The sequence below is a fragment of the Ruminococcus sp. NK3A76 genome (assembly GCF_000686125.1).
Classification (GTDB): Bacteria; Bacillota; Clostridia; order Oscillospirales; family Ruminococcaceae; genus NK3A76.
This window is the reverse complement of record NZ_JMMA01000002.1, coordinates 3498972-3522408: the sequence shown is the minus strand read 5'-3', so window position 1 is coordinate 3522408 and position 23437 is coordinate 3498972. Positions and strand designations below refer to the sequence as shown.

The 23437-nt window shown below is 47.0% G+C and carries 16 protein-coding genes, 6 tRNA genes and 3 rRNA genes; 5 read left to right on the top strand and 20 right to left on the bottom strand.

Annotated features, from left to right (window positions below; genetic code table 11):
• Positions 1 to 12 precede the first annotated feature (12 nt).
• The 6 genes from CD05_RS0116500 to CD05_RS0116470 all read right to left on the bottom strand — a co-directional run bounded on the left by CD05_RS0116500 (position 13) and on the right by CD05_RS0116470 (position 7435).
• The gene (locus CD05_RS0116500; RefSeq protein ID WP_028511403.1) at positions 13 to 900 is read right to left on the bottom strand and encodes a hypothetical protein; all 888 of its coding nucleotides are present in this window, start codon (positions 898 to 900) and stop codon (positions 13 to 15) included.
• 48 nt (positions 901 to 948) lie between these two features.
• Positions 949 to 2415 (bottom strand): SpoIIE family protein phosphatase, encoded by a 1467-nt coding sequence (locus CD05_RS20170; protein WP_198021606.1) that lies wholly within the window; start codon positions 2413 to 2415, stop codon positions 949 to 951.
• A gap of 78 nt (positions 2416 to 2493) precedes the next feature.
• On the bottom strand, positions 2494 to 2676 hold the full coding sequence (locus CD05_RS0116490; RefSeq protein WP_028511402.1) for a hypothetical protein: 183 nt from the start codon (positions 2674 to 2676) through the stop codon (positions 2494 to 2496).
• Positions 2677 to 3021: 345 nt separating this feature from the next.
• Positions 3022 to 4098, bottom strand: coding sequence for a condensation domain-containing protein (locus CD05_RS0116480; protein WP_028511400.1), 1077 nt, complete (start codon positions 4096 to 4098; stop codon positions 3022 to 3024).
• Positions 4099 to 4102: 4 nt separating this feature from the next.
• Positions 4103 to 4369, bottom strand: coding sequence for a hypothetical protein (locus CD05_RS0116475; protein WP_028511399.1), 267 nt, complete (start codon positions 4367 to 4369; stop codon positions 4103 to 4105).
• 516 nt (positions 4370 to 4885) lie between these two features.
• Positions 4886 to 7435: a hypothetical protein gene (locus CD05_RS0116470; protein ID WP_028511398.1), complete on the bottom strand. Its 2550-nt coding sequence runs from the start codon at positions 7433 to 7435 to the stop codon at positions 4886 to 4888.
• A gap of 706 nt (positions 7436 to 8141) precedes the next feature.
• Between CD05_RS0116470 and CD05_RS0116465 the strand changes: the two genes are divergently transcribed.
• Positions 8142 to 8603 (top strand): S24 family peptidase, encoded by a 462-nt coding sequence (locus tag CD05_RS0116465; RefSeq protein ID WP_028511397.1) that lies wholly within the window; start codon positions 8142 to 8144, stop codon positions 8601 to 8603.
• 418 nt (positions 8604 to 9021) lie between these two features.
• Here CD05_RS0116465 and CD05_RS0116460 read toward each other — a convergent pair.
• From CD05_RS0116460 to CD05_RS19195, 9 genes are all read right to left on the bottom strand, one after another.
• A tRNA-Trp gene (locus CD05_RS0116460) sits at positions 9022 to 9097 on the bottom strand.
• Between the two features lie 7 nt (positions 9098 to 9104).
• Positions 9105 to 9181: transfer RNA gene (locus CD05_RS0116455), tRNA-Ile, on the bottom strand.
• Positions 9182 to 9226: 45 nt separating this feature from the next.
• Positions 9227 to 9301 (bottom strand) — tRNA-Glu (locus CD05_RS0116450).
• Between the two features lie 4 nt (positions 9302 to 9305).
• Positions 9306 to 9381: transfer RNA gene (locus CD05_RS0116445), tRNA-Lys, on the bottom strand.
• A 3-nt stretch (positions 9382 to 9384) separates the two neighbouring features.
• Positions 9385 to 9501, bottom strand: a 5S ribosomal RNA gene (rrf, locus tag CD05_RS0116440).
• 60 nt (positions 9502 to 9561) lie between these two features.
• Positions 9562 to 12484 (bottom strand): 23S ribosomal RNA (locus tag CD05_RS0116435).
• A gap of 172 nt (positions 12485 to 12656) precedes the next feature.
• Positions 12657 to 12733, bottom strand: a tRNA-Ile gene (locus tag CD05_RS0116430).
• Positions 12734 to 12904: 171 nt separating this feature from the next.
• A tRNA-Ala gene (locus tag CD05_RS0116425) sits at positions 12905 to 12980 on the bottom strand.
• Positions 12981 to 13165: 185 nt separating this feature from the next.
• A 16S ribosomal RNA gene (locus tag CD05_RS19195) occupies positions 13166 to 14678 on the bottom strand.
• The 16S, 23S and 5S rRNA genes sit together here with 6 tRNA genes alongside, the layout of an rRNA operon.
• A 479-nt stretch (positions 14679 to 15157) precedes the next feature.
• On the opposite strand from CD05_RS19195, the gene sleB reads away from it, so the two are divergent.
• Positions 15158 to 15847, top strand: a complete 690-nt coding sequence (gene sleB, locus CD05_RS0116415; RefSeq protein WP_028511396.1) for a spore cortex-lytic enzyme — start codon at positions 15158 to 15160, stop codon at positions 15845 to 15847.
• A gap of 14 nt (positions 15848 to 15861) precedes the next feature.
• On the opposite strand, the gene CD05_RS19190 is transcribed toward sleB, so the two are convergent.
• The 3 genes from CD05_RS19190 to CD05_RS21380 all read right to left on the bottom strand — a co-directional run bounded on the left by CD05_RS19190 (position 15862) and on the right by CD05_RS21380 (position 17275).
• The gene (locus tag CD05_RS19190) at positions 15862 to 16323 is read right to left on the bottom strand and encodes a GNAT family N-acetyltransferase (RefSeq protein WP_156947533.1); all 462 of its coding nucleotides are present in this window, start codon (positions 16321 to 16323) and stop codon (positions 15862 to 15864) included.
• 231 nt (positions 16324 to 16554) lie between these two features.
• A complete protein-coding gene (locus tag CD05_RS0116405; RefSeq protein ID WP_028511395.1) occupies positions 16555 to 17067 on the bottom strand; it encodes a GNAT family protein in 513 nt (170 codons plus the stop codon).
• Between the two features lie 85 nt (positions 17068 to 17152).
• Complete coding sequence (locus CD05_RS21380; RefSeq protein ID WP_278244784.1) at positions 17153 to 17275, bottom strand: hypothetical protein; 123 nt, start codon at positions 17273 to 17275, stop codon at positions 17153 to 17155.
• Between the two features lie 291 nt (positions 17276 to 17566).
• Here CD05_RS21380 and CD05_RS19185 point away from each other — a divergent pair, with 291 nt between their 5' ends.
• Positions 17567 to 19030: an oligosaccharide flippase family protein gene (locus CD05_RS19185; protein ID WP_051589091.1), complete on the top strand. Its 1464-nt coding sequence runs from the start codon at positions 17567 to 17569 to the stop codon at positions 19028 to 19030.
• A 234-nt stretch (positions 19031 to 19264) separates the two neighbouring features.
• Here the strand turns inward: CD05_RS19185 and CD05_RS0116390 are convergent, their stop codons facing one another.
• Positions 19265 to 19963 (bottom strand): hypothetical protein, encoded by a 699-nt coding sequence (locus tag CD05_RS0116390; RefSeq protein ID WP_028511394.1) that lies wholly within the window; start codon positions 19961 to 19963, stop codon positions 19265 to 19267.
• A gap of 370 nt (positions 19964 to 20333) precedes the next feature.
• Here CD05_RS0116390 and CD05_RS0116385 point away from each other — a divergent pair, with 370 nt between their 5' ends.
• Positions 20334 to 20585, top strand: a complete 252-nt coding sequence (locus tag CD05_RS0116385) for a PC4/YdbC family ssDNA-binding protein (RefSeq protein WP_028511393.1) — start codon at positions 20334 to 20336, stop codon at positions 20583 to 20585.
• Positions 20586 to 20816: 231 nt separating this feature from the next.
• Positions 20817 to 22046 carry an ROK family protein gene (locus tag CD05_RS0116380; protein WP_028511392.1) on the top strand — a complete coding sequence of 410 codons (1230 nt, stop codon included), beginning with the start codon at positions 20817 to 20819 and terminating at the stop codon, positions 22044 to 22046.
• 122 nt (positions 22047 to 22168) lie between these two features.
• Here the strand turns inward: CD05_RS0116380 and CD05_RS0116375 are convergent, their stop codons facing one another.
• The gene (locus CD05_RS0116375; protein WP_028511391.1) at positions 22169 to 23350 is read right to left on the bottom strand and encodes a hypothetical protein; all 1182 of its coding nucleotides are present in this window, start codon (positions 23348 to 23350) and stop codon (positions 22169 to 22171) included.
• Positions 23351 to 23437 lie beyond the last annotated feature (87 nt).

Here is a 23437-nt window from a genome sequence, read left to right as displayed (position 1 = left end):
TATTCAGAGCAGCTACCCGGCAGTAATATCCACCTTGCTGCTCCCCAAATCGTCCTCGTAAATATGGATACTGTACTTGAATTCATCATCACCGTCTTTTATGGTGAATGAGGTAGTGCCGTATGCATGAGCGTGTATCAGTACCGAGCTGTCCTCTCCTGTGTTTGATATGGTTATCTCGGCTATATCGGTATCCTCTACCGAAACAACTGCATTTTCTGTCAATACTGCCTCGTCGGGAAGGAACTCGCTGACCGTAAAATCTACGGTCTTTGGGAACAGCAGCACAACAGCAGCAGTTATGACCGGCACAAGGACTCCGATCAGCTTCTGTGACAGCTTATCCGTAAATGTATAAAGGTATATAAGCACCTGTGCTATACAGAAGATGACCGTTATCAGCAGATGCGGGAATTCATGTATCAGATGCCTTGACGCGTCCTCACATATCAGCGCCAGCAGAACAAGCATCGGTGACAGTATGAGCAGACTTAACCAGTTCTTTTTCTTTATGTACCAGCCTATAAATGCGGCGGGGAACGTGCATAGAGTCAGGATAAACCAATACTTGTAGTATTGAAACAGTCCCCAGCCCTGCCATGAAAACGGCACTTGCAGCAGATAGATCATCGGTTGGCTTATCAAAAAGAACACAAAGGTCTTTAGTGCCGATTCAAGGGGCTTCTTGCAGTTTGCGATAATAATGACAGCAAAAAGCACCCAAGCCTCTAAGGTCTCACCGATCCTCATGAACGATGTGTCCTTAAAGATCGGGACAATTAGGAAAACGGCAGTTATGACCGCAGTTCCCACTGCAAACAGGATGACCTTTAACCATGTAAGGTCAATGCCGCCGTACAGTTTATCCGTAAATCTCCTTAATGCACTTTTTTCTTCCATAACAGATCTCTTTCCTTTTTCTTTCTATTATGCAGCAGCAATGGGGGGTCAGCCCTTGTAGAGCAGTCCGAGCATAGTCATATCATCGAATTGCTCCGCATTGCCCACAAACTTATCGTCAGCACCTTTGACATTTTGAAGCATAGCTTTCGGTTCGGCATTTTTGTCTTTGTTCAGTTCAGATAGAAGCCTGTCTGTACCAAAAAGCACATTGTCCGGATTTGTCGCTTCGGGAATACCGTCGGTGTAGAGGAAGATCGCTCCGCCTTTTTCAAGGTAAAACTCGTGATCCTTATACTTCATGCCCTCCATGCCTCCTATCACAAAGCCGTGCTTGCCCTTTAACAGTTCAAACTCTCCGTTTGCCTTTTTGATGACCGGGTATTCATGCCCTGCGTTGGCGGCTGTGATCCTTCCTGTAGAAATCTCCAGCACCCCTAACCACACAGTTACGAACATCTCGACCTCGTTATGCCGGCAAATAGCTTCGTTTGCCTGCTCCAGTACCCATGCGGGTGAGCCGCCCTGCATGGCGTAGTTATTTATCAGATTTTTAGACATCATCATAAACAATGCCGCAGGCACACCCTTGCCGCTGACATCCGCCATGACAATACCTAAATGATCGTTGTCGATCAAGAAGAAATCATAGAAATCTCCGCCGACCTTCTTTGCAGGCTCCATAGTGGCATATATCTCAAATTCAGTCCTGTCGGGGAAGGGTGGGAAGATCGCAGGCAGAGAATCGGCTTGTATCCTGCGTGCAAGCTCCAGCTCCGAATCAATGCGTTCCTTTGCCTTTGCAATAAGGGTAATATTGCCGAGAGTTATCAGATAGCCTCTCCTGTGACCCGATCTGTCCTTTTCTTCTTCGATATGTACTGCATACCTTTCTTCTCCGATAGTCATATACCCCTCACCGGACTCAAAAAGGTTATTCTTTACATACTCTGTGACATTATCAGGATTATCATCGCAAAGCTCCGGCAGCAGCTTCTTGGCACTGTCATTTGCATAAGTGAAGTGATAGCCTCTGTCAAGAATGATGATCCCGTTTTCAGCGTATTCCACTGCCTGCTCCTTGATCTGCGGTGTTGTTACAGTCACATCGTATCGTATCATAAGCACAATGACGAGTATGCACTGTAATATGTATGCCGAATGATTGAGTATCGAACCGTCGAACAGGTCAAGTATATGCAGTATCTGCGTAGTCAGATGTATTGCAGGGATAAAGATTATCAGTCGTATTATCTCTATTTTCCGACCCTTTTTATGCACGATCTTAAAAAGCAGGTGAAGAATGATAAGCGCGATCAGCAATGTTTGATATACGCTAAGAGCATAGTACATCCACCCTTTTTCTGTTTCATGGGAGTACAGCCCTTTTTTCACATTTATTGGTATGACCTCAACGGAGGAATAAAACCAATCATGCGAGCTGATAGTCAGACAGGCAAGACAGTAAATATGCCCAAGCGCGTATATCACATTGCGCATTTTATTGCCTATCATTACACCGTATATCCCATACAGACCCAACAGCAGTGAGATATTCATCCACATAAGGGAAACGTATTTGAATTCCTTCGTTTACATATATATCCTTGCGGTATCGGCATGACACATGAATATTTCAGAGACCATATATCCGAGCGCTCCGATGACAGAGCCCATGAACCATTTCTGTGTTTCAGAAATACGGCAGCGCATCACTATTGCGCAGGCAGCAAAAGCTACCAACATCCCTGCTATCAGTACATAAAATTCAGCCATATTCTCTCCTGTTTTTACTCCGAAGGTTACTTTCCCGAATATAAATATGCGACGATTCGTTCTTTTCGACCAGTACGGAGCTTTGGTTGAACTCCTTGAGAAACTCATCGAGCATTGCCTGGAGATCAGATTCAGAAATATCGTAGATCATATAGACAAGTGTATTTTCATGACCCAATGTGCCGTCATCATTTGTCCAGCCTCCTCTTGCAGTGAACTGTGTGTAACCTCCGGAATGTCCTGCGCATATTTATTAAGGCAACACCGCACAATGACCGTGCGGCATTGACTCAATTATATCATATCAGAGCAATTATTTCAATAGGAACAAATAAAAATGTTTGATTATGATGTAAGGTCTGTATCAATCATATTCTGTATGATGCCTTCCATTGTCTGCTTGATATGTTTGGCTTTCTCCGCCGAGAACAGGCTTGAAGCTAATTCCAAATTCACCATGATGCCCTGCGGCAGGTCGAGTATCTGTACCGCTACGCTTCGCATAGGAGCATCTCTGTGGTCGTTCACCTGTTCATTTACTGCACCGAGAGCGGTCAGCTTTCCGCTGCTCATAATGTCGGCAGTCTCATAGATCATCAGCAGCATATCGTTCTTGAAAACTCTGTCGCTAAGTATGCTCCACTCATAGCAGCTGTTAGCTATGCTCTCATTGGAACGTGTCACGATCTCGTCCATAAGTTCTTTCGTGCTTTCGTTTTCCCTTATCTTTACCCCTATGGGGATATTGCGGAACAGGCAGCCGTGAGCGCCCTGCTTTACCTTATCGGTGCGGTCATGGAACACCCAGTTGAGCATGACATTCTCCTGCCCCTCGACCTTTGCAATGGTCATCAGGCATACTGCCGCAAAGAAATTGTTTCTTGAAATGCCCGTCCTCTTTTCAAAGTCCGTCATCTGCTCCTGCGTAACGATCGCCGAGAGCATGACGGGAGTGTATTTGTCAGCCTTTGCGCCTGTATCGGAGCTGAAATTGCTGCACAACTTTTCCGAGCCGTAGGTATCGTGATAGTATTTCTTTGCTTCGGTATATTTTTCCGAGCTTCGGATACGCTCGTCCCGTGCAAGATAGGTATAATAGGTGTCGAGGGGGAGCTGTTCGCCGTTATATGCCTTCACGATCTCGCCGAAGAACATCTGCAATGATGAGCCATCAGTTATCGCATGGTGCATATCCACAAACAAATGCACAGCCGATTCTGTCTGATAGATGCCGCCCCTTACAAGCGGTGACCCAAGTATCTTGAAATAGGTCACAAGCCCGTCCTTTTCAGCATTAAACTCCGTTTCGGACATATCCGTTATACCGATAACAGGGAGCTTTTCGGGGACATATCTTTCTATCATGCCCTCATTGTCATCTATCTCGAAAACCGTTGCATAGACAGGGTGCGCTCTCAGCACATCGTTAAACGCCCGGGACGGATATGCCGTTTGCAGGCTCACTGCCTGTGTGAATTACATTCAGATAGGGGCTTATGTCACCGCCCAACGCCCTTATCATCGAGGGGGAGAAAAACGTTCCTGTTATCCTGTTGTCACGGTAGTATTTTTTCAGCTTCACGGGGTTTTTCGCTGTCGAATAGGGCAGGATATACAGCCTGTGCGTGCCGTATAGCAGGTTCAGCACCGTCTTTGTGGAAGCCACAAAATACAGCGGTGCGACAAGCGCCACACGGTCATTTTTCACCTTTATATCGGGATTTTTCACCGAGAGGGCATTGTGGGACTGAATAGTTACGGAAATAGTATGAACTGTTTGATCTCAACTTTTTGGATACCTCAGGAGGACTGAACAGCTACAATATAGGCAATACCGCACGACCATTGTATGTCAGATGCGCTGACAAATTTTTCGTCAGATTGCCTATATCCACCGCAGTTTTACTGGCGTAAGACAAGGTGGATTTGGGCGATATGACGGAAAATTATCAAGCATATGGCATACAAAGGCGTAAGCCGTTGGTTGTGCGGTGTTGCCTATATGTTTGAAAATGAAGAACTACAACGCTATAAAACAGGCAGATACCTCGTTACGAAGTATCTGCCTGTTCGGTATCATAGCCTGCAGTAAAAGTCTTTGCGTATAGTAGTTTTTGAAAACTTCTATATTAGCGCACCCTTTCGCTGCGAGCGCTTCTGCTGTCGTTACCGGAGCTTTGCCGCCGTTTGCATTTGAGCCTTATGGAGCTCAATTGAGCTTGGACGTCCTGTCAAGCGACTGGATCGGAGTAGTCTTTAGCTTCTTGCTCTGCTCATCCTTCTTGATCTGCTCATATTTTTGGAACTGAGCATCAGCTCTCTGATATGTTGTAAAAAGACCTGTACCCTTATCAGTGTAGGCCTTTTCATACATCTGCTTGTCGTTGAACTTTTTGACAACTGCATCAAAGGCCTTGCTGCCGGCGATCTCCACGGAAAGATCATGAAGAGCCTTATCATCGACCCCGACCGCACCGGAGCCATCCTGTTTTTTCTGACCGACCTTCAGAATGGTCGCTGCCACGATAGTTGCGTAGTCCAGCTTTGCGCCTGACTTGTCGGGGTGCCTCCCTTTTTTTTCAAAGCTGTCCTTGAGCTTTTTCTGTATCTCCCTAATCTTATCGTCATATGCAGAACGCTTTTCCTCTGCCTCGGCCTTCATTGCCTGCTGCCGGGCATCCTGTCTGCTCATTCCAGCTGCAGCGTTGACCCTGCTATAAAAGCCTGAAGGGTCGGTGCTTGCCATAGTCCTCATCTGTTCCAGTGTCTCTGCGTCCTTTATGTCAGAAATGAACTGATTGAAGTAGCTGTTCCGCATAAGGGCAGGCTTTTCGTTCCTGACATAATCCTCTAAGCTGATCGTGGACCTTCTTACCTTCTCGCGCTGCTCTTCGGTATATTCGGGGTGCTGTGAAAAATGCTCCTCGAGAGAGGCATCATACTTTGCCTTCAGGCAAGCCTCAGCCGCAAGGTCTTTGAAGTCTTCCTTTTTCTTTTCAAAAGTGGTATGGGCAATACGCTCCTGGGCCAGCTTTGTTCTGGCAGCAGCATTCTTCTCCTCGTTCATCCTTCGGCAATCTGACGGTTTGGTTTCCTGTGCGACCATGCCGTTTATTCTTTTTCCCTTAAGGCTTTTGAAGAGGGGGCGAAGCTCTGCGAGCTTATCCTCAATGACCTTCTCGACAAGCTGTGCGCTCTCCAGTCTTGCAATGCCGGCATCCTTCTGGGCAGAGAAAGGGTGTCTCCAGCCTGTATGGGCTTTGGAATAGGTCATGGCAGCGCCCAGCGTGAACTCCATCTGGCCAATGAGCTGAGCGGGAGTGACATTCTCTGCACGCATCTTTGTGAGCTTATCGAGCTCCCTTGCGAGATTGTCATAGCTATCTGAGGTCTTGGTGCGTCCTTCTTTATCATTATTCAGGAAGGCGGATATGCCTTTGAGCGCGTTGATGCCGCGCTGGGCGCTCTCGGCAAAATTAGCCATATACCGTACTTCCTGGTCACGCTGGCCGATCTCAGACTCAAGCTGGCGTGTCTTGTCGTTGCTTTCGGCACGCAGAAGCCTTTCGTTCCCGATGAGACTGATCTCCCTGTCGACATCCTTTTCGTCGTATTTGAAATGATCCTTCTTGACTTCTGCGAGAAATCCCTTTTTGGCCTTGATAAAGTCCCTGATCATGCCAACGGCCTGCTTACCGGCCTTGGCTCCTGCGCCGTCGCCGTACGCCTTATCCAGCGTATCTGCACACTTTTCAAGGCCCCTAATGGCATAATGATAGGCCACGGCATTGAATTTTTCAACAGGCTGGCGTTTTCCATTAGGGCCGGCAAGCATAAAGGTGGGCGTGCCGAACTTTTGCAGGTTATCCAGCTCATCTGTAACTTCCTTGACCGACTCGTTTTCGAGGTCGATGCCCTCAATACTCAGCAGCGCCTCTTTAAGCTGCTTTGAATCATCCCTGAGAGTAAGGAGCTTCTCCTTGCCCTCGTTCAGAAGGCTCTTCTTCTGCTCAGTCGCCCTGGCGACTGCATCCAGCTCCTCATCAGAGCAGTTGTGTATCTGGGTGCAGAAGGGATCCGTTTGTGCCATCAGCTTCCTGCTGTCGAATACAACGATGGATGAGACCTTGATCTCGCCTTCCGGTCTGCCGCTGCCTCTTGACAGATCTGCCCAGTACTCCTTGTCATTGCGCTTTTCCAGAGCAATGTCGGGAAACTCGGTCTGGAAGGCCTGGTGAACGCTATTATCCCTGTCCGTTCTTATCCTATTGAGATAGCTGGAATCACATCCGTGACTTGTGACCGCGGTGAAGATATTCTCAGAGATAACATCCAGAGCGCTAAGCTCTATACCGGCGGTCTCCTGCTCAGCAACAAGATGCCTGGCATACTTCACGCTCTCCTTCTTATTTCCCCTCAGGTGGGACAGCTCAGGGATCTCACCGTTCAGGATCTTCTCAGTCACCTCTCTGCTCTTCTTCTCGACTGCTACAACAGTCCGGGTGTTACGCTCCACATAGGCGCTGCAGATCCGATCGAGCACCTGCTTGTGCTCATCAGACACCGGCATAGTGGAAAGCTCACGGATATATTCCTGAAAAGCAAGGAGCTCATCTTTGACCTTGTCAGCGTCAAGGCTGGTATGAGTTGGGTCTGACTCTATGATACCAAATTTGACGCTCTGGGTGATCATATGATCTATCATCCCGTTGTAGTCATTATTCTTTTCAAAATTCTTAAAAATCTTTGTGTCTGGCATATGTGCTTCCTCCGATCATGATATGTGTTTTTGGCGGTCTCATAAGTAACACTTTACAAAGGCACATTTGGGTGCAGAAGAATCTGACCTCCGCAACATTTTGTGCACCTTTCACATTTTTTGGGGGTGCGTATCGAGTGAAAACTGTAACAGATAGAGTGCACTTTTATTACAAAATGATCAATTAAAAATGGTCACGGGTATGCCTTACTTGCTTACGATACAGCATGTCATGACATTGTAGCAGCGGTATCAGTTTCTGTCTCTGCCGCGTTAGAAGAAGCCTCATTAACAGTTGTTGTTTCACTTGACTTTGTATCGGCTGGTGTCGATTCTTTGTTAGCTGTGTTTCATTATGACAAAGCTCCCGGTCAGGCTGTGAGCTATACAACATAATATCTGTGTTTCAATTATACCATTTCTGATGTTATATGTCGATCTATGCACTAAAAAAGAAAGAGTATCTGAAAGCTGATACTCTTTCTGATCATAGCAAAATCGTCTGTTTATTGCACTTTTTTATCGTTTGTAAGGTGTTTGTGTAGGCTCTGCAATAAATACACTTAAGTTCATACAAGCAAAGACTAAAAAGTGTGTTACAAGAGAGCAAAAAATGATGTCAAACTACAGCGAGCTCTCCGATGACCATAAGATAGCTGTTGATAATCTTATTTATAACCTCTGACAAGCAGAAGCAAGTGCTGTTATGCCTAAGATAACCAAACTTACATATTTCCACAAGCACCTTGCAGCAGGAGTTGGCGATCCTACCGATATATATGATGCAGGAGAACCTATGTATTTATATTCCACAGAGCTTATCGACAGAGCCGATTATGTATTTACTGTCGGTGGAGAAAGCATGGAACCGGAATATCACAACGGGGATATGGTACTTGTAAGAAAAGCTCCCGAATGCGGAGATATTCGACCGGGTGAAGTCGGAGCTTTTATGATACACAAAGAGACATTTATAAAGGAATATCAGAAAGACGGTCTTCATTCTTATAACAAAAAGTATTCCACCATCAAGGGTCTTGACGAATACGGTGCGGTATTTATGGGAAAGGTCATAGGCTTGATTGATGAAGGTGATATCGCTTCTGATTATGATACAGAGAGATACATAAATGCCTATGAGAATGATGTTCCCAATCAAGAGGATTAAAACAAATATATGACTACAAAAGGGCTTGCTCCGAAATGAAACAAGCCCTTTTTTCTATTTAGTATATAACACTATTATTGCACAAAAGAAACAGATTTTCAAGAACAAAGCAATTACACAAAATATGATTACAAATAAAAAGCGACATTAATATTATCACATTCATATTTTTATATTTTGGATAAAGTGCGTCAATGATAAATCCTCAAAACCGCGTGCCGAGAGGTTGTCAAAGAGAATCATCAAAAAAAGATATGACAAATTATGAAACACACAATTTGGCATTTCTTTTATATCTTTTCATAACCAAAAATAAATTGGTATAACTTTAGTTGTCAAATAGTTGTCAAAACCCGATTTCGGGGCGTTGTCAAAGAAAGCAAAAAGTCCGCAAACGGCGTGTTTACGGACTTTTCTTTGGCAGGGGCAGAAGGGATCGAACCCTCGGCACGCGGTTTTGGAGACCGCTGCTCTACCGGCTGAGCTATACCCCTAAATTAATGGTGGACCATCAGGGACTCGAACCCCGGACCAACCGGTTATGAGCCGGTTGCTCTAACCAACTGAGCTAATGGTCCACGCACATATGAATAATCACGCCCCGATCAAGAAGCGTGATCATTTGGTGACCCGTGCGAGAATCGAACTCGCGTTACCGGCGTGAGAGGCCGGTGTCTTAGCCGCTTGACCAACGGGCCAAAATGGTGCACCATCGGGGACTCGAACCCAGGACCCACTGATTAAGAGTCAGTTGCTCTACCATCTGAGCTAATGGTGCATATTCCGGCGACTACCTATTTTACCAGGCCGTTGCCAGCCAAGTATCGTCGGCGTAGATGAGCTTAACTTCTGTGTTCGGCATGGGAACAGGTGGGACCTCATCGCTATAGTCACCGAAAGTAGGTTGATAACAACCTCAAAATTGAATAAAGGGAAGGATCTGAGAGTTTAATTAATCAAGGTCAAGCCCTCGACCGATTAGTACTCGCTGGCTAAATATGTCACCACACTTACACCTTGAGCCTATCAACCTGATAGTCTTTCAGGGGTCTTACTCTGTAAACAGATGGGATATCTTATCTTAAGGGCGGCTTCACGCTTAGATGCCTTCAGCGTTTATCCGTTCCGCACATAGCTGCCCAGCCGTGCCACCGGCGTGACAACTGGTACACCAGAGGTGCGTCCATCCCGGTCCTCTCGTACTAGGGACAGCTCCTTGCAAATATCCTACGCCCACGACAGATAGGGACCGAACTGTCTCACGACGTTCTGAACCCAGCTCGCGTACCGCTTTAATTGGCGAACAGCCAAACCCTTGGGACCGAATTCAGCCCCAGGATGCGATGAGCCGACATCGAGGTGCCAAACCTCCCCGTCGATGTGGACTCTTGGGGGAGATCAGCCTGTTATCCCCAGGGTAGCTTTTATCCGTTGAGCGACGGCATTTCCATTCACATACCGCCGGATCACTAACTCCAACTTTCGTTACTGCTCGAACCGTCATTCTCGCAGTTAGGCTCGCTTTTGCGTTTACACTCAAGAGCATGGTTTCCATCCATGCTGAGCGAACCTTTGAGCGCCTCCGTTACTCTTTAGGAGGCGACCGCCCCAGTCAAACTGCCCACCTAACAATGTCCCCCGACTTGATTCAAAGCCGCAGGTTAGAACTCCAGCACTCCAAGAGTGGTATCCCAAGGTCGACTCCACACGACCTGACGGCCATGCTTCCCAGTCTCCCACCTATCCTGTACATGAAATACCGAAGTCCAATATTAGGCTACAGTAAAGCTCCATGGGGTCTTTCCGTCTAGTCGCGGGTAACCGGCATCTTCACCGGTACTACAATTTCGCCGGGCAGGTTGTTGAGACAGTGCCCAGATCGTTACACCATTCGTGCGGGTCAGAACTTACCTGACAAGGAATTTCGCTACCTTAGGACCGTTATAGTTACGGCCGCCGTTTACCGGGGCTTCAATTCAGAGCTCTCACTCCTCCTCTTAACCTTCCGGCACCGGGCAGGTGTCAGCCCCTATACGTCATCTTTCGATTTAGCAGAGACCTGTGTTTTTGCTAAACAGTCGCCTGGGCCTATTCTCTGCGGCTTGATCACTCAAGCACCCCTTATCCCTAAGTTACGGGGTCAACTTGCCGAGTTCCTTAACAACCCTTCTCCCGTTGGCCTTAGAATCTTCTTCCTATCTACCTGTGTCGGTTTGCGGTACGGGCGCCTTAGAAATACACACAGCTTTTCTTGCCTCTATCTATGATGACTTCTCTACTTATTTTCGATCCCTTACGACCGGGTCAACCATCGCCCGGCTTCATCACTTCTAAAGTGTCCCTGTGCTTAACTCTTTCGGCGGCTACGGAATTTCAACCGTATGTGCATCGGCTACGCCTTTCGGCCTCACCTTAGCTCCCGGCTTACCCTGAGCGGACGAACCTTCCTCAGGAAACCTTGGATTTTCGGCCATTATGATTCTCACATAATTCTCGCTACTCATTCCGGCATTCTCACTCGAATAAAGTCCACCATCGCTTCCGCTATGACTTCACCCCTTATTCGACGCTCTCCTACCACTCATTCTTTTGAACAAAACCTACTAATACCTTTCTAACCTTATCGTTGAATTTGAACGCCTTCGGCGTTGTTCGGTACTAATCTGCTTTGTTCAAAAGAATGAATCCCAAGCTTCGGTGTACATTTTAGCCCCGTTGAATTTTCGGCGCAGGGTCACTCGACCAGTGAGCTATTACGCACTCTTTTAATGTATGGCTGCTTCTAAGCCAACATCCTGGTTGTTTATGCAACCCCACATCCTTTTCCACTTAAATGTACTTTGGGACCTTAGCTGTGGGTCTGGGCTGTTTCCCTTTTGACAACGAAACTTATCTCACGCTGTCTGACTCCCATGAATCGATTATCCGGCATTCTTAGTTTGATAGAGTTCAGTAATCTTTCGACCCCTAGCTCATTCAGTGCTTTACCTCCGGTAATCTGTCATGAGGCTAGCCCTAAAGCTATTTCGGAGAGAACCAGCTATATCCGAGTTCGATTGGAATTTCTCCGCTATCCACACCTCATCCCCGGTCTTTTCAACGAACGTGGGTTCGGCCCTCCATGGAGTTTTACCTCCACTTCAGCCTGGACATGGATAGGTCACTCGGTTTCGGGTCTATTGCATGCGACTTAACACCCTATTAAGATTCGCTCTCGCTTCGGCTCCGTACCTTAAGTACTTAACCTTGCCACATACAATAACTCGCCGGACCATTCTACAAAAGGTACCCGATCACACTTTGACGTGCTCTCGGTGCTTGTAAGCACAGGGTTTCAGGTTCTTTTTCACTCCCCTCCCGGGGTTCTTTTCACCGTTCCTTCACAGTACTATTCGCTATCGGTCATCAGTTAGTATTTAGGCTTGGAGGATGGTCCCCCCATATTCCCACAGGATTCCTCGTGTCCTGCGGTACTCTGGATACAGCTCGCTGTCTCGTCCTTTCGATTACATGACTATCACATTCTTCGGTATGTCTTCCCATACATTTCATCTAGAACTTGACAATGCTAAATGCTGTCCTAACCCCGAAAGTATTGCTACTCTCGGTTTGGCCTCTTTCGCTTTCGCTCGCCACTACTCACAAAATCTCGGTTGATTTCTTTTCCTCGCCCTACTTAGATGTTTCAGTTCAGGCGGTTCCCCTCACATACCTATTTTATTCAGTATGTGATGCATGGATATTGTCCATGCGGATTGCTCCATTCGGATATCTGCGGATCAATGTTTGCTTGCAACTCCCCGCAGCTTTTCGCAGCTTACCACGTCCTTCATCGGCTCCTGATGCCAAGGCATTCTCCCTGCGCTCTTATTAGCTTGACCATTTTGAATTATGCTCTCATTGCTTTTAAAAGCCTTTTACAAAGAATTTTTGCTTTAGCTTAATTGTAGTAAAAATACCCGACTTTTTTGTCGTTTATTTTCCTCATTTGCATTTACCTTTTCCTTTATTCAATTTTCAAGTTGCTATCTCAGAAGCATTTTTTTGCTTCCATGGTGGGCACAAGTGGACTCGAACCACCGACCTCACGCTTATCAGGCGTGCGCTCTAACCGGCTGAGCTATGCGCCCATTTTAATTTGCTTCGCAAATTAAAATGCTAAGTTTCCCTCGGCTCGCTTCGTTCGCCGTTTTGCTTTCGCAAAACCGGTAAACTTGCCAACGCAACTTCGTCACTTAAATTCGCTTTACAAATTTCAATGTCCGGTTACATTCTACGGTATGTTCGTCTTCCTTACCCATTGGTGGAGATGAGGAGGATCGAACTCCTGACCCCCTGCGTGCAAGGCAGGTGCTCTCCCAGCTGAGCTACACCCCCATGTTCTAAGAAGGCAGGCTTATCTTTCCTTCCCTCTCTTCAGGGTTTAGGTTCCGTCTTATGCTTTCCTTTTCAAGATACCTTTCGGTATCTTCAAAATTGAACAATAACTGCTGTTTCTTATCCTTGCTGACCGGAGAATTTATTCTTATGAAAGAGCGTTCTCTCTTTCGCTTTCTCCATAGAAAGGAGGTGATCCAGCCGCACCTTCCGATACGGCTACCTTGTTACGACTTCACCCCAGTCATCAATCCCACCTTCGGCAGCGCCCTCCTTACGGTTAGGCTACTGACTTCGGGTGTTACCGACTCCCATGGTGTGACGGGCGGTGTGTACAAGGCCCGGGAACGTATTCACCGCGGCATGCTGATCCGCGATTACTAGCAATTCCGACTTCATGCAGGCGGGTTTCAGCCTGCAATCCGAACTGAGACTGCTTTTAGGGTTTTGCTTCATATCACTATGTCGCTTCTCTCTGTTAACAGCCATTGTAGTACGTGTGAGGCCCAGGTCATAAGGGGCATGATGATTTGACGTCATCCCCACCTTCCTCCGTTTTGTCAACGGCAGTCCTGCTAGAGTGCTCTTGCGTAGCAACTAACAGTAAGGGTTGCGCTCGTTGCGGGACTTAACCCAACATCTCACGACACGAGCTGACGACAACCATGCACCACCTGTCTGTCCGTCCCCGAAGGGATTTCACATTTCTCTATGCTATGCGTACGATGTCAAGACCTGGTAAGGTTCTTCGCGTTGCTTCGAATTAATCCACATACTCCACTGCTTGTGCGGGCCCCCGTCAATTCCTTTGAGTTTCAGCCTTGCGGCCGTACTCCCCAGGTGGATTACTTATTGTGTTAACTGCGGCACGGAAGGGGTCAGTCCCCCCACACCTAGTAATCATCGTTTACAGCGTGGACTACCAGGGTATCTAATCCTGTTTGCTCCCCACGCTTTCGAGCCTCAGCGTCAGTAAAAGCCCAGTAAGCCGCCTTCGCCACTGATGTTCCTCCTAATATCTACGCATTTCACCGCTACACTAGGAATTCCGCTTACCTCTACTTCACTCAAGAACTACAGTTTCAAATGCAGTTCAGGGGTTAAGCCCCTACATTTCACATCTGACTTGCAGTCCCGCCTGCACTCCCTTTACACCCAGTAATTCCGGACAACGCTCGCTCCCTACGTATTACCGCGGCTGCTGGCACGTAGTTAGCCGGAGCTTCCTCCTCAGGTACCGTCATTATCGTCCCTGAAGACAGAGGTTTACAATCCTAAAACCTTCTTCCCTCACGCGGCATCGCTGCATCAGGCTTGCGCCCATTGTGCAATATTCCCCACTGCTGCCTCCCGTAGGAGTCTGGGCCGTGTCTCAGTCCCAATGTGGCCGTTCAACCTCTCAGTCCGGCTACTGATCGTCGACTTGGTGAGCCGTTACCTCACCAACTATCTAATCAGACGCGAGCTCATCTTTCAGCGATAAATCTTTGATAGTTGAACCATGCGATCCTACTATATTATGCGGTATTATCAGTCGTTTCCAACTGCTATCCCCCTCTGAAAGGCAGATTGCTCACGTGTTACTCACCCGTCCGCCACTAAGTTTTAAAAAGCAAGCTCTCTAAAACTCCGTTCGACTTGCATGTGTTAAGCGTGCCGCCAGCGTTCGTCCTGAGCCAGGATCAAACTCTTTAAATAGATTGTATCCTAATTCTCTTTCGAGATTTATGATCTCAGTTTCTTCACTGTCGTGTTTCGCTCATTTTTTAGTCTTTGCTTGACCTTACTTCTCGTTTCCTCAAAGCAATTTTCAAGGGTTTTGTGTTTCTCGTTATTGTTCAATTTTCAAGATACCGTTGCGCCTTTTCTTAAAAGTGCTTGTCTATTATATCACACTTTTTTTCGTTTGTCAAGAGGTTTTTGAAATATTTTTTTATTTCTTTTTCCTCTCGTTGACCCCCGTTCCTCAGGCGACTTGTTTATTTTAGCACAGTTTCGGGAGAATGTCAAGGGGTTTTTACCCTGTTCTCCGTTTTGCACAAAACCTTGTATCGCCATTTAAAAGCTTATGTCTATAATGCAAGAGAAGTCGCTCTTTTCCGCCTTTAAGACGCATATTTCCGCTTAAAAAGGCAAAAATATCTTCACAGAATACTCATAAAAGGAAGGAAATAAAAATGATTACAAAACAGCATTTAAAAGTTTTTTTCAGATCATTTATGATATCTTTTGTCATTCTCGGCTCGACTTCGGCTGCCGTGCTCGCAAATATTTCCCCCGAGACCACCCAGACAATATCTCAGTACGGTTCCCGTGGCAAAGAAGTCACCGCCGTTCAGCAGGCACTCAAAGAGCGAGGGCTGTTCCATTCTGATGTCACAGGCTACTACGGGCCGATCACCGAAGCTGCCGTCAAACGCTTCCAGAAGCAGCAGGGCATATCTCAGACGGGCATAGCAGGCCCTGCAACACTAAAAGCCCTTGGTATATCAATAGGCTCTCTCCCGGCCGCTACAGAGGCTAATATCTCGCTCCTCGCAAGGATAATCTCCGCCGAGGCCAGGGGCGAGCCATACGAGGGTCAGGTCGCCGTGGGCGCAGTAGTCCTCAACAGGATAGAGCACCCCTCGTTCCCCGACACTCTCTCAGGTGTGATATTCCAGAAAGGAGCCTTCACTGCCGTGACAGACGGCCAGTACGACCAGCCGGTTTCCGACTCAGCCTACAGCGCTGCCCGTGACGCCCTCAACGGCTGGGATCCCACAGGCGGCTGTATATACTATTATAACCCTAAAAAGACATCTAATAAGTTTATATGGTCACGTCCTGTCGTCACAGTGATAGGCGGTCACAGGTTCTGTATGTAGCAAAAACGCCGTCCTCAGTTACGGGCGGCATTATCTTTGGGCTTGTCTGCTGCAAGCTCATAATATATAATAGTCATTCTCTCATTTATGATAAGCTCCTGCCCTGTCGGGTGAAAGCCGAGCTTTTCGTAGAGGTGACAGTTGCCTGCCTCCTGCTTTATGGTAGAGAGCGTCCAGAGGTCAGGCTCATACATACTCATAAGCGTGCGCATCGCCTGCTGTGCTATACCCCTGTTCTGATACTCAGGGGTAATAAACAGAGGGCTTATGCGGCAGATGCTCATATCCCCCTCACGGCTGCTCACGGCTCTTACACCGCCGACAGGGGTGCTGCCTGCTTCTATTATATAGTAGTCGCTGTCCTTTGCTGTCAGCTTGGGCAGCAGGTTGTCCATACTCTCTTTGACAGGGTTAGTCTCATCGTCCTTATATACATTATATAAGGGAAGAAACGCCTCATATTTTAATCTGTGCAACAGCTGCGCATCATCAGCCGATGCTTTTTTAAGGCAATACCGCACAACCCCTGTGCGTCAGATGCGACGTCTAGATTTTCGTCAGATTGCCTAAATTCGACGCAGGTTTGCAAGCGAAGTTCACTTCGCTTTACGCAACGTCAAGGAGAATTTGGGTAATATGACGGAAAGCTGGCAAGCAGATGACGTGCAGAGGCGTTAGCCGTGGGTTGTGCGGTGTTGCCTTAAGAGTCACCTGCTCCATTTGTCCGCCTCCAGTCTCATGCTGCACCTGCCCCACATCTCGCCGTTATAAGCAAACGCACTCGGCTCGACCGAGACTTCCTCAAAGCCTGCTGCGGCATAGCAGCGCCTTGCCTTCTCGTTTACAGAGAAGACATTGAGCGTCACAGCACCGGCAGTCGTGTTGTTAAAAGCGTATTCCGCCGCCGCCTTTACCAATTGCAGCCCTGTGCCCTCGCCCCTGTGTGAAGGCGACACTATCACGAATTTGAGCATGGCATCTCTGCCCTCATTATACAGTTCAATGCTAAAAAAGCCTACAGCCTCGCCTTTCCCGTTCTCTGCGATAAAGGGCATATCGCCTGTATTTGCTTCAAGCTCTCTCAGCTTGCCCTCAAAGCCCTCCTGCGTAAGCGGATATCTGAATATATTGGCGCTCCACAAAGCGTGTGTGCGCTCGTCTGTGCCGAACGATGCCACGCTGATATGATCCACGCCGTATATATATGGTCTTATCTTCATTTTGTCTCACCCTGTATGCTTTCTCTGTTTTCTAAAAGCAACGGCGGCGTTTGTTATGCGCCGCCATCATCTTTCTATTGCCGCCTTACAGCGGCGCCTCAAAATAATCCTTCTTCTCGGAAAGGATAAGATACACTACCTTGAACACCCCATAAGCAAATGCTGCCGAAAGAGCCACACCTAAAATGACCTTTAACGCTTTCCCCATATTATTCCCCTCCTGACGGATATTTTTGTTCTTTTATTATAGTATAACTTATTTTTTTATTTTTTTCAATAGCTTTCAGAAAAAATTCTCATATTTTTTCTTATGCTCATATAAGTATCATCACATCTGCTGCACAGTCAGCCCACATTTTGTAAAATGGGAGTTAACAAATGTATAAAGCGGTTGCAATCCGCTCTGTTTTGTGATATAATAAAGGTTGTGATTTTTATAGGCTCGTGTGCATGACTGCACACCTCGAATGTAAACTATCAACTGATATGGAGTATGGATATGTCAGAGAACAAGAAAACAGGCAGCTATAAAAAGCTCGTCTCGAATACCATAATATTTGCGCTCGGCTCGTTCAGCTCTAAGGTGCTGGTGCTGTTTTTAGTGCCTATCTACACCAACTTTCTGACCACCGAGCAGCTCGGTCAGACTGACCTTATAATCCAGATAGCCAACTGGCTGATACCTATATTCTCGCTCACCGTGTACGAAGCCATGATACGCTTCGGCCTTGACAAGGCGGTGGACAACAAGAAGGTCTTCACTATAGGCAACCTGATAGTATTCTCAGGGCTTGCCGCTCTGTGCGTGATAATGCCGATAGTGAAGCTCACAGGAATTATGGACAAGTATGTCGGGGAATACACGATACTGCTGTGCATATATGTATGTACGGCGTCGCTGAGGTGGGTCTACTCCTCATTCGTGCGTTCACTCGAAATGGTAAGGCTCTTTGCGTTTGACGGCCTGCTGGCCACCTTTATGACGCTTGTATGGACGTCGGTGCTGATAATCGGCTTCAGAATGGATGTCAAGGGCTATATCCTCGCAATTATCCTTTCAGACCTGTGCTCATTCTTATTCCTCACCTTTGCAGCAAAGCTGTGGCGGTATATCGACTTTGGGCACATCGACAGAGAGCTTCTGAATGCTATACTGCGTTACTCGATACCGATGATACCTGCACAGGTTCTGTGGCTGCTCACAAACACCTGCGACAGCTTCATGTCGGCAAGCTATCTCGGCAAGGGCTCGACGGGTATACTTTCAGCAGCGTACAAGATACCTAATATAGTATCATCTATATACCTCATGTTCGGCCAGGCTTGGAATATGTCAGCCATAACCGAGAATGATTCGGAAGACAGGTCGGAATTCTACCAGAACGTCTTTGATGCGAACCAGACGCTTATGTACTGCCTTGCAGGCGGCTGTTTAGTGTTCGTGCAGCTGATAACAAGGCTGTGGATAGGTGCTGACTTCCAGGACGCAAGGCTCTACTCGCCTATCCTTATCTACTCTATGATATATATATGCTTCACGACATTCCTCGGCAGCGTATATGTGGCTACAAAGAAGACCAAAAAGACGATGTACACAAGCATTCTTGCAGGTGTTATAAACATCGGCATAAACATTCTCTTCCTTAAGCGCTTCGGGCTCTACGCCACGGCAGTGTCTACCGTATGCGGCTACGGTGCGGTGTTCATAGTCAGGGCGATAGATGCAAAGAAGCTCGTAGGCTTTAAGTTCAACAAGTTCATCTTCTTCGGCAGCAATATAATACTTGTGCTCATGGTAACAGCAAACTATCTGCCACGCACAGGCTACAGATATATGGCACTGTTCGGGCTTTACGGCATACTGCTGCTGATAAACTACAAAGCGATAAAGGGTATGCTCTCAAAGATAGCAGGCTCAGTGCTCGGCAGGCTGAGAAGAAAGCCTGACAGCATCGGTCAGTGATACCGCACTTGACTAAGGCAACACCGCACAAAGCCTTCAGGCGGTCTTTGTGCGGTGTTGCCCTAATATAAGGATAATGACCCCCGTGCATAATTTTCGGCAATGCAACGCCAAGCCATTACCTGCGCACATGCCGGGGTTATTATAATGCCCGGATATAGAAAAAGACGGCAGCGGAATTTTCCGTTACCGTCTTTATTATTTATTCAGCGTACTAAAAAGTCAGGCTGTAAATTACTCAGCTGCTTCCTCTGTAGCTTCCTCAGCGCCTTCCTCTGCGCCTTCCTCAGCGCTCTCAGCAGCCTCTTCGCCGCCTTCAGCAGCTTCCTCGCCGCCCTCAGCAGCAGGAGCCTCAAAAGCATCGTTCTTTACGCAAACCATCTTAGCATCTACGCCCTCAGAAGAAACATACATCTTGTCGCCTTCGATAGTGAATGTCTCTGTAGTGCCGTTTGCATCAGTTGATGTACCGTTTGTACCGTCGAATGTGTATGTGCCCTGCTCAACGCTGCCGTCACCCTTGTATGTTACAGAAGTGCCGTCCTCAGCGCAAACAACAGTACCGCTTACTGCTGCAGCGTCCATACCGTTAGCAGCTGCGAAATCCTCGATAGAAACCTCTGTGCCGTCAGCGCCCTGAACGGAAGTGATCGTCCAAGCACCTACTACTGCGGAAGCATCACCTGTAGCCTCGCCGCCTTCTGTTGTGCTCTCCTCTGTGCTGTCTGCTGTGCTCTCCTCTGTGCTGTCTGCTGCGCTGTCTGCTGCGCTGTCTGCTGCGCTGTCTGCTGCGGAAGAAGACTCTGCTGCGCTGCTGGAAGCTGCTGCAGAAGAAGAATCTGCCTTGCTGCTGCTCGAAGAGCTGTCACCACAAGAAGCGAATGTGAGCATTGTTGCTGCTGCAAGTACTGCTGCAATAATTTTCTTAGTCATAATATATTAACTCCTTTCAAATCAACCGGGGAGCTGAGGATCTACGTTCAGCGTTCTCGGCCGTGGCTGCTATTTTTTTAACAACCTTTATCACAAAAGAGTTTATCATAAAAAAATATGAATGTCAACGATTTACGAATAATTTTGTTTTTTCCTACAATCTCAATTATCATATAGCAAATAAACTGTGCAGATTTTCAATCTTTTTTCCCAAATCTTAGGCCTGAACACGGCACACCGTGTCACATTCTGCCGTCACTTTAAACTAACGATAAATAATTGAAAAAAAGCCCTTGCATTATGTGCCGATATGGGTTATAATAATCATATAGAGAATTGCTATAATCATTTTTTTAAGGAGTAGATCACAATGGCAGAATTAAAGTATGAGATCACAAAAGAGCTCGGTATCCTCTCTGAGAATGCAAAGGGCTGGACAAAGGAGATAAACATGGTCAGCTGGAACGACCGTGAGCCCAAGTTCGACATCAGAGAATGGAGCCCCGACCACGCAAGAATGGGCAAGGGCGTGACACTTACCGAGGAGGAAGTTGAAAAGCTCAAGGCTATACTTAACGGCGAGGAGATAGAAGACGACATCGACGAGAGCAATTTTGTTTGATTTCGGACTCCGTTTGTTAAGCAAATGTAAACATTAATTAAAGAAATATATTTTTGGTTGTTTGTTCATAACGGCGTAATATTTAATTGTTATACTTTTTACTTGAAAGGCAACGTCTTTTTAGTAAAAAGCACCATAGGCTTTGTAAGGCGTGTTCTTTTCGGGCACGCCTTTTATTTTGGATAAGACCGTAACAAACAACTAATAATCAATGTGGAGGTTTAAGAGCAAATGGAGCAGCACGGAATCAGTAAACTTGATCTCAAGCGCAGAAACAGAATGCAGGTCCTGAAGATCTTAAAGCAAAGAGGCCCTACATCAAGAATAGATATAGCAGGCACTCTGGAGCTTACAAGGGCAGCAGTAACTATCATCACCAATGAGATGATAGAGCAGGGCATCATCGCCGAGATAGGCGAATACAAGCACACAACGGAAAAAGCGCCCCGTGGCAGAAAGAAGATACTTATAGACATCAATCATCACTATAAGTTCGCTCTTGGCGTAACTATCGAGGAGGACGTTGTAAGCGTCGGCCTTTCGACTCTTTCGGGCGCTGTGCTCGACAAGAGAAATCTTCCTATCGACTCAAAGACTCCGAAGGAAACGATATTTGAATACATCAAGACTTCCGTTCAGGAGGTCCTGGCAGACAACTGCCTTAAGACTGAGAATATCTTAGGCATAGGCTTTGGCATATTCCCGACTATGTATTCAAGGCTCGGCATCGACGTGATAAACGGTGAGCCTGACTATGCAAAGGCTGAGGAGTACGTTCACGGCTATACTACCCTGCCGCTCGTTTTCGATAACTCGGTAAAGGGCACATCAATGGCCAACATCGACTTCCAGAAGTCCAAAGATCCTGACAGGCACAATATCGCTTTCTTGCAGTACGGCTCGAACCTCAACTTCGTAGTCACAAACCTCAATGACCCTATCATATCCTACGATAACAGAACTGACTTCGTAGACAAGATGATCATTGACCCGCAGTCTGAAGAAGTATGCAAGTGCGGCAGACGTGGCTGTGCAGAGAATGAGATAACTCCTCACGCTATCATCTTCAAGGCAAGAAAGGTTTTCTCAAAGGAGAACACACCTATACTCTACGATATCTGCGAGGGCGATCCTGCCAAGGTAACTCTCAGCAACATAATGAGCGCAAAGGCAAAGGGCGACAAGGGCGTTTTAGCTATCTATGAATCGGTCAATGAGCTTACTGCCGTTCTGCTCAACAACCTCTTCTTCTCGACCAACCCCCAGAAGCTCGTGCTTCACAAGTTCAACATCTCTGAGGAAGAGTTTGCACACCTTATCGCAACTGTAAAGAGAATGGCAGGCGACAGCGTTGCATCTAAGATAGAGCTTTCGATAATCGAGGACAAGCACCGCTTCCTTTCGGGCTGCGCCCTTGCAATAAGAGAGCTGTTCTTCAACCGTGGCGGCTTTGATGCCTGATACGGCACATCAGACAAACAAAACTTCAAGCCATAGCATCTAATGTTAAGATGCTATGGCTTTTTTGTGCAGTATATCACCGCAAAAAAAGAGCAGTAAGTTTCCTTACTGCTCTTTATGATCTACCACTTTGCCTTGTTCTTGGGCTTTTTCTTTGATACCATTCTTCTCTTGTCAATATCGTATTCCTGGCTGCTCTGCTTTGTGAGTATTATGAACACTACAACTATAGCAAGCACGACACCTGCGATAACGCCTATAACGACCATCGTAACGCTTGAACCGCTCTCCTTGTCGCTGTTGTCGCTGCTCTCTGTTGCAGCTGCTGCCTCGGAGCTGTCGTCGGGCTTTGATTCTTCTGCTGTCGAGCTGTCGTCTGCTGCCGAAGCGTGTGTGCCGTTTTCCTCGGGCATACAGTCGGTTATCTCTACTGTTTCGACCTTAAGCGAAGCCTCGCCGTTAGGGATAAAGCGCAGGTTGTCTACCTTTGAGAACTCAGCTGTTCCATATACCTCGACCATATCCTGATACTTGAAAATAGCACGGCCGTCATTGCAGCTTGCCGGGTCAACCGTGAGCCATGTGCCGCCGTTTTCATCTGCGTAGGGCGAATTTGAGTCTACGCCCTGCATTATTATCGACACAGGAGGCTTTGTGAGCTTGCTCTCGTCACCATCTGTGGTGTATGACACGATTATACGGCTGTCCTTGGTCATTCTTGTGGTGTCAAAGGCTTCATAGTTCAAGATGAAGCTCGGATTGACCTGCGAGGCCTCCACTGCCTCTGAGCAGTCGATAGTCAAGTCTGAAAAGCCCAGCTCACCCTTACATTCGGTGATCTCCACTGCCTTTACGATCGCAGGAGCTGTATCTTCAGGCGTACCTATCATTATCTTGTTTACCTGCGAAAGATCGCTCGTACCGTAAGCCTTTACTATATCATCATATGTGAATTTAGCAGTAGTTTCCGCAAACTCAGCGGGCGCAATTTTTGCCCACACACCGCCTTTTTCATCAACGTTGGGCGAAGTGTCATTGTCCCAGCTCTGGATCGTCATCTGAATGGGAGGATATGCCTCGTCAAATTCATCAGTTTCAAAAGCGACCTTTATCACGCTTCTCTTGGAAAGTCTTCTCAGATCGAACTCATCCTTGTCGATTGAGACACTCTGTTCATTGGCGCCTGCTTTTTTGGCATCGCTGACGTCAATTTTTACATCTTTAGCGAATGCTGTGATGTGTGTCGTAACGGCCGCTGCAGCGATCATGGCAGTGCATAACAGGGTCTTGAATAATCTTTTCATGCTCATCTTCCTCTCCGTCAAAATGTACAATTCAAATCAATCTCATATATGCAAATTTACTAATGTGATTATAACATACCAAACGCC

Excerpts from the sequence above, each read along its gene's own strand:
- CD05_RS0116500 (WP_028511403.1), bottom strand. The coding sequence starts at position 900 with ATGGAAGAAAAAAGTGCATTAAGGAGATTTACGGATAAACTGTACGGC.
- CD05_RS20170 (WP_198021606.1), bottom strand. The coding sequence starts at position 2,415 with ATGATAGGCAATAAAATGCGCAATGTGATATACGCGCTTGGGCATATT.
- CD05_RS0116490 (WP_028511402.1), bottom strand. The coding sequence starts at position 2,676 with ATGGCTGAATTTTATGTACTGATAGCAGGGATGTTGGTAGCTTTTGCT.
- CD05_RS0116470 (WP_028511398.1), bottom strand. The coding sequence starts at position 7,435 with ATGCCAGACACAAAGATTTTTAAGAATTTTGAAAAGAATAATGACTAC.
- CD05_RS0116465 (WP_028511397.1), top strand. The coding sequence starts at position 8,142 with ATGCCTAAGATAACCAAACTTACATATTTCCACAAGCACCTTGCAGCA.
- sleB (WP_028511396.1), top strand. The coding sequence starts at position 15,158 with ATGATTACAAAACAGCATTTAAAAGTTTTTTTCAGATCATTTATGATA.
- CD05_RS0116405 (WP_028511395.1), bottom strand. The coding sequence starts at position 17,067 with ATGAAGATAAGACCATATATATACGGCGTGGATCATATCAGCGTGGCA.
- CD05_RS21380 (WP_278244784.1), bottom strand. The coding sequence starts at position 17,275 with ATGGGGAAAGCGTTAAAGGTCATTTTAGGTGTGGCTCTTTCGGCAGCA.
- CD05_RS19185 (WP_051589091.1), top strand. The coding sequence starts at position 17,567 with ATGTCAGAGAACAAGAAAACAGGCAGCTATAAAAAGCTCGTCTCGAAT.
- CD05_RS0116390 (WP_028511394.1), bottom strand. The coding sequence starts at position 19,963 with ATGACTAAGAAAATTATTGCAGCAGTACTTGCAGCAGCAACAATGCTC.
- CD05_RS0116385 (WP_028511393.1), top strand. The coding sequence starts at position 20,334 with ATGGCAGAATTAAAGTATGAGATCACAAAAGAGCTCGGTATCCTCTCT.
- CD05_RS0116380 (WP_028511392.1), top strand. The coding sequence starts at position 20,817 with ATGGAGCAGCACGGAATCAGTAAACTTGATCTCAAGCGCAGAAACAGA.
- CD05_RS0116375 (WP_028511391.1), bottom strand. The coding sequence starts at position 23,350 with ATGAAAAGATTATTCAAGACCCTGTTATGCACTGCCATGATCGCTGCA.